Below are 3,889 nucleotides of genomic sequence, written 5' to 3'. Positions count from 1 at the left end.
CCGATGGTGCCAACGTTCAAGTGCGGCTTACTACGCTCAAATTTTGCTTTAGACATTCGACCAATCTCCCTAATCAACCAGAATCACAACGTTGACCGGACAAAAAGTGGAGCTCATGACCGGAATTGAACCGGTGACCTCATCCTTACCAAGGATGTGCTCTACCGACTGAGCTACATGAGCATTAAACCAAATTGGAGCGGGCAGCGGGAATCGAACCCGCGTCATCAGCTTGGAAGGCTGAGGTAATAGCCACTATACGATGCCCGCGAGCAATTAGTGGTGGAGGGGGCAGGATTCGAACCTGCGAAGCTTTCGCGTCAGATTTACAGTCTGATCCCTTTGGCCACTCGGGAACCCCTCCCGTACAAATCCGCAATTGCGGACCTGCTCAAAACTTAAATGGAGCTGGCGGACGGAATCGAACCCCCGACCTGCTGATTACAAGTCAGCTGCTCTACCAACTGAGCTACGCCAGCTCACACTCGCCTGTTCAGCGAGGGCGGTATACTACGGATTTTTTTCCGGTGTTGCAACACCTTCACAAGCGTAGATTTCAACGAAATCGAAATTGCCGTGATTATCCGATTCAACCGCTTGAACCAGTTCGGTTTCCCGCTCTGGGTCAACACCTAAAACGAGGGCGTATCCTATACGATTTCGGGGGAAGTTGACCAGCACTACATTCAGATTCTGCTGCCTTTTTTGCTCAAGCACAGATTCCGCAGCACTCCTGGATTCGAACAAGCCGAGCGAAATAGCATTACGGTACTCACCCTCGGATACCACATAGGACTCAACTCCACCGGCATAAAGCACCCGGAATTCTGCCAAGGCTGCTTCACGAGATTGAGGCGGGATCATCACCCAATTCAATGGCGGCAGTTCACGCTCCACCTCCTGAACGACAAAATCTTCGGCAAACTGCACGCCAAAGCGCTCAGCCTCGTCACGAGACTCAAACCAACCAATCCGCACACAAGCCAGTGAGGACCGCTCCAAAGATACCGCCGGGGCCGCTACTTTCAAGCTACTGACGCGAGGCAGCACCCCGTGCTCAGATTTCTTGGAGACGGGAGGCTCCAACCATGCAGGTACGTACCATAGAGCTCCATTCAGCGCGATGAGGATGAACACAATCCACCTCATAACCGGCCTTCCATCTCACCAATACACTTCAATCCGTCCAGAACCAATCCCGGGCAATGCATAGCTTTCAGGCCTAAGGCCAGGAATCTGGTAGCATCGCCGCCGGTCAGCAGTATGCTCTTTAATCCAAAGTGCTGTACGTCTGCATGCAACCTGTCCACCGCCGCCCCTGTAAGCCACGCAAGCCCATGATTCGCACATTGGCCGGTTGATGTACCTGGTGTAGGGTCAATCTCTTCGTCGTACTCGAAACCGATCCGGGCAGCTTCAAGCTTCAGACTTCGCCGCATCATCTGTAACCCGGGCAGTATATAGCCACCCAGGTGCCGACCATCAGCACTCACGTAGTCCACGGTCACCGCGCTACCCGCGTCCACGACTGCAAAACTGTCACCATGATCCAACCACCCTGCCACCATGGCGTGCCAGCGATCCGCCCCCATCCTGGTGACATCCTGATAAGAGTTCAGCAACCCGGCCCGCTCTGGCTCTGCCCAATAAAAATCGACAGGAGCATCGGTAACCTTGGCAAACGCCTGCTCCAGGCAATGCTGACTCTGCTCTGAGCCGACCGTCGACACCAGAATTCGCTCTATGCGTGCACCATGGGGCAGCAAAGCTGCAAACGTCCCCTCACCTGCCAACAAGGCCGCACCTTCCTCAACAAAACCTCGCGGACCTGTAAGGCGCCATTTGACACGTGTATTTCCGGAGTCCACCAGAAGTATCATGAACGCACCCGCAAGCTGATATCACCTGCCCGCACGGGAATCAGTCCCTGATCAGTCATTAGCTGATAGTTACCGGCTTGATCAATACCGCAACCACGACCTAACAGGTCGCCTTCTCGTGCCATTAGCTCTTTTCCGAAGAATATGTCCTGGCACTGCCATTCTTCAATGAAGGCCGCAATACCGTGTTGCTCAAACTCTGTGACAACCGCCATTAACTGCGTAACGACGCTTGCTGCGAGCTGATTTCTCGTCCACGGAATGTCGGGCCACAGAGTGGCAAGACTTGCCCAGGGCTGGTCGACGCCTTCGGCCTGGGTCATGTGGACATTGATACCGATACCAGCGATTACCTGCACTTCGCCATCCTGAAGCTCGCCCTGAATTTCAACAAGAATGCCACCGAATTTTCTATTGTCCGAAAACAGATCGTTGGGCCACTTCAAGCCAATTCCATTGGCACCAAGCGCCACCAAAGCCCTGGATACGGCCACACCCAGAACAAGGCTCATGCCATCCAGTGCTGAAAAGCCTCCGCGGACAGTCAAACCAACACTCAGATACAGGTTCTCCCCCCGGGGACTGGCCCAGTGGCGACCTCGTCGCCCTCGCCCCCTTGCCTGACTGTCAGCAATGACAACAGGCAACGTTGCCTGTCCGGCCTTCAATCGTCTGCCAACTTCTGCATTGGTTGAGTCAACATCACCAAGAACCACCAGATCGAGGTCCCGCTGAAGCTCCACATCCAGCGCCTCCAGAACAGTATCGCGCTCCAGCAGATCCAGGTTTGATACCAATTGATAACCCTGCCCCCGGATGGTGGCAATCTCAACACCCTCAGCCTGAGCTCGGCGTATCTGCTTCCAGACGGCGGTGCGGGATACGCCAAGCGCGCGGGCCAGAGCTTCTCCGGAATGAATACGGCGATCCTGAAGCAGTGACAATAACGTGGTGGATTTCATGCAGCGGTTTCCGGCAACAAAATGGATCAGCCGGGATTAAACAACAGGAGACTCGAAAACACAAAAGGACAGCCACCATGACCGTCCTTCTGGTTTGCTTTAACGACGCCTCATCAAGGGATCGGCGTCGCCGTCAGGTGTGCCCGGCATCATAATTTTTTCATCACCACGGTTGCCAATGATGTCCTGAGAATCGGGACCATCATCTTTTTTTATCACTCTGGTCTGGTAAACATCAACAGACAAGCCGGTCTGAATTCCGAAGGTGTTTTCGTCAACACCGTCGCCATTAAAATCGCCACCGTCGGCACGTGCCATTTTTTTATGGCGATAGTCACACCTTCGCTTCCGTGAGCCTCCCACTGGCCTCCCGAGGCACCACAGGTCGCTTCTGTGCTACCCGCGCCACCCGGCTTAACCAGTGTGGTACTGCCGACTTCGTATCTTTGCAACTGCAAACGACCAAAACTGGCACCGTCTTCTTTCGTCCCAACCCGAACATTGCCCACATCCATCGAACTCCAGGCCTCAACCGTTTCTATGGCCAACCCCTCGTCCGTCACATCCAGCGTCATACCTCGGGGCTGACCCGTAACTCATCTCCGTCAACCAGATTGGCGGCGACCCGACCCGCACCAGGTGTTCGTACCGCCTCGACGGCCAAGATAAAGTTGCCCGTTCCGTTAAAGTGGAAAAAACGGGCTGCAGACTGTTCCCAATGGCGAGTTCAAGCACAAAATCGGACATTGTAATCCTGGAGCCACAAACGGAACCGTCTTGGATACACACATTAATCGACAGCTCCGGAGAGTAAAAATTTAGCCTGAACTGCCCTGCCATCTGTTGGCGCTGATCATCCGCCATAACCGCAAATAGCTACCGTCATTAACAGCACTCTTTGCATGGATATTCAGATTAGCAGACCGGTCGTTGCAAACAGCGACATTCATCTGCATGCCAATGTCTGCCCGTTCATCCAACTGTCCGACTGGGAAGCTATTAGCTAAAAATAAAAAACCCCCGGCAGCGACGCTGTCGGGGGTTAGG

The 3,889-nt window shown here is 54.0% G+C and carries 4 protein-coding genes, 4 tRNA genes and 1 pseudogene; all 9 read right to left on the bottom strand.

Going from position 1 to position 3,889, the window contains the following annotated elements; genetic code table 11:
• Positions 1 to 107 precede the first annotated feature (107 nt).
• Positions 108 to 183: transfer RNA gene (locus tag IBX51_RS14655), tRNA-Thr, on the bottom strand.
• 12 nt (positions 184 to 195) lie between these two features.
• Positions 196 to 270, bottom strand: a tRNA-Gly gene (locus IBX51_RS14650).
• 10 nt (positions 271 to 280) lie between these two features.
• Positions 281 to 364 (bottom strand) — tRNA-Tyr (locus tag IBX51_RS14645).
• Between the two features lie 39 nt (positions 365 to 403).
• Positions 404 to 479: transfer RNA gene (locus IBX51_RS14640), tRNA-Thr, on the bottom strand.
• 31 nt (positions 480 to 510) lie between these two features.
• Complete coding sequence (locus tag IBX51_RS14635; protein WP_291832048.1) at positions 511 to 1,149, bottom strand: hypothetical protein; 639 nt, start codon at positions 1,147 to 1,149, stop codon at positions 511 to 513.
• Positions 1,146 to 1,880 (bottom strand): type III pantothenate kinase, encoded by a 735-nt coding sequence (locus tag IBX51_RS14630; RefSeq protein ID WP_291832046.1) that lies wholly within the window; start codon positions 1,878 to 1,880, stop codon positions 1,146 to 1,148. Before IBX51_RS14630 ends, IBX51_RS14635 begins: the two co-directional genes overlap by 4 nt.
• On the bottom strand, positions 1,877 to 2,842 hold the full coding sequence (locus IBX51_RS14625) for a biotin--[acetyl-CoA-carboxylase] ligase (RefSeq protein ID WP_291832045.1): 966 nt from the start codon (positions 2,840 to 2,842) through the stop codon (positions 1,877 to 1,879). Before IBX51_RS14625 ends, IBX51_RS14630 begins: the two co-directional genes overlap by 4 nt.
• A 99-nt stretch (positions 2,843 to 2,941) precedes the next feature.
• Positions 2,942 to 3,160 (bottom strand): hypothetical protein, encoded by a 219-nt coding sequence (locus tag IBX51_RS14620; RefSeq protein WP_291832044.1) that lies wholly within the window; start codon positions 3,158 to 3,160, stop codon positions 2,942 to 2,944.
• 500 nt (positions 3,161 to 3,660) lie between these two features.
• Positions 3,661 to 3,889: pseudogene (locus IBX51_RS14615) on the bottom strand (hypothetical protein); the annotation flags it as partial.

It is taken from the genome of Marinobacter sp., from assembly GCF_014859525.1.
In the GTDB taxonomy this organism is placed as follows: Bacteria; Pseudomonadota; Gammaproteobacteria; order Pseudomonadales; family Oleiphilaceae; genus Marinobacter.
Note: the sequence above shows the minus strand (reverse complement) of the source record. Positions and strands in the feature narration are given on the sequence as shown.